At 37.0% G+C, this 981-nt stretch carries 1 protein-coding gene; it reads right to left on the bottom strand.

Translation table 11 applies throughout. From position 1 onward, the window contains the following. Positions 1–205 precede the first annotated feature (205 nt). On the bottom strand, positions 206–757 hold the full coding sequence (locus ULVI_RS10580) for a DinB family protein (RefSeq protein ID WP_068592614.1): 552 nt from the start codon (positions 755–757) through the stop codon (positions 206–208). Between the last annotated feature and the right edge of the window lie 224 nt (positions 758–981).

The raw sequence follows: 981 nt of genomic DNA, 5'->3' as shown, positions 1-981 counted from the left end.
TAGGTGAATTCTGCGTCACGGGAGCCATCGTGCATAACGGTCTCGGCTATGAGTAGTTGCGTGGGTTAGCACTTAACTTTGCAAGTACACACCAAACTGAAAATCCGCAAGGATTTTCAGAAGTAGGCGAGAACGAGTAATTACTTATAGCCATTGTTGCCATTTCGTTGTTTTTTTCAGTTAGTAATTCAGTCCGTGCGTTGTTTTATTGATACAGAACATATCTTGGTGGTTTTAGTCCGTTCAGTCGCATATAAACAAGCATTTGTCCTCTGTGATGTGTGATATGGTCGGCAAGTAATAGTAAAATCTGCCTTTTTGTTCTGTCTGCTCCAAAATAATCCAATCTTTCTTCAAGTCTCATCGGGTCAAAGCTTGAGATAAATTCTATTGTTTTGTCAAAAGTCTCGCTGATTTTGGCAATCATTTCTTTTTTCGATTTGTTATCTACTTTAAGTTCCGTGTCAGTATTCCAATCTCTCGCTTCACGTCCGCCCATTAATGATTGACTATGCCAATCCATAGCCCAACCAATATGCATTAAATTTTCCGAAAAACTCATTGATTCAGCTGTTGCTTTGAATTCATATTTATCTTCTGGCATTATTTCCGCTACAAGAATTAAGTATTCTTTCGATTTTTCTAATCGTTCCAAATATTCTTTGATGAAGTCATTTTCTTGAGCAAAAATCGGCTGTGAAAATGAAGGTAAAAGCATTATTGAAGTCAGAATTAATAGATATTTTATTTTTCTCATTTGGTTCAATTTATTATTTCCGTTGAGTTTGGTAACAATGAATGGCAACGGTTTGCATAAGAACAGTAAGCTGCAAAACAGACCGACTGTTCGATTTAACTCTAAAGATACTAAGAACTATTGAATTCCGAAGGAATTCAGAAGTGCGCTTATTGTTTTTATGCGTTGTTATAAGTAGTTGCGCCGCCCAAGAGTGAGCACGCTTTGCTTAGATGCAACACGAA

The organism is Cochleicola gelatinilyticus, from assembly GCF_001637325.1.
GTDB lineage: Bacteria > Bacteroidota > Bacteroidia > Flavobacteriales > Flavobacteriaceae > Cochleicola > Cochleicola gelatinilyticus.
The sequence above is the reverse complement of the archived record's forward strand: the minus strand, read 5'-3'. Positions and strand labels throughout refer to the sequence as shown.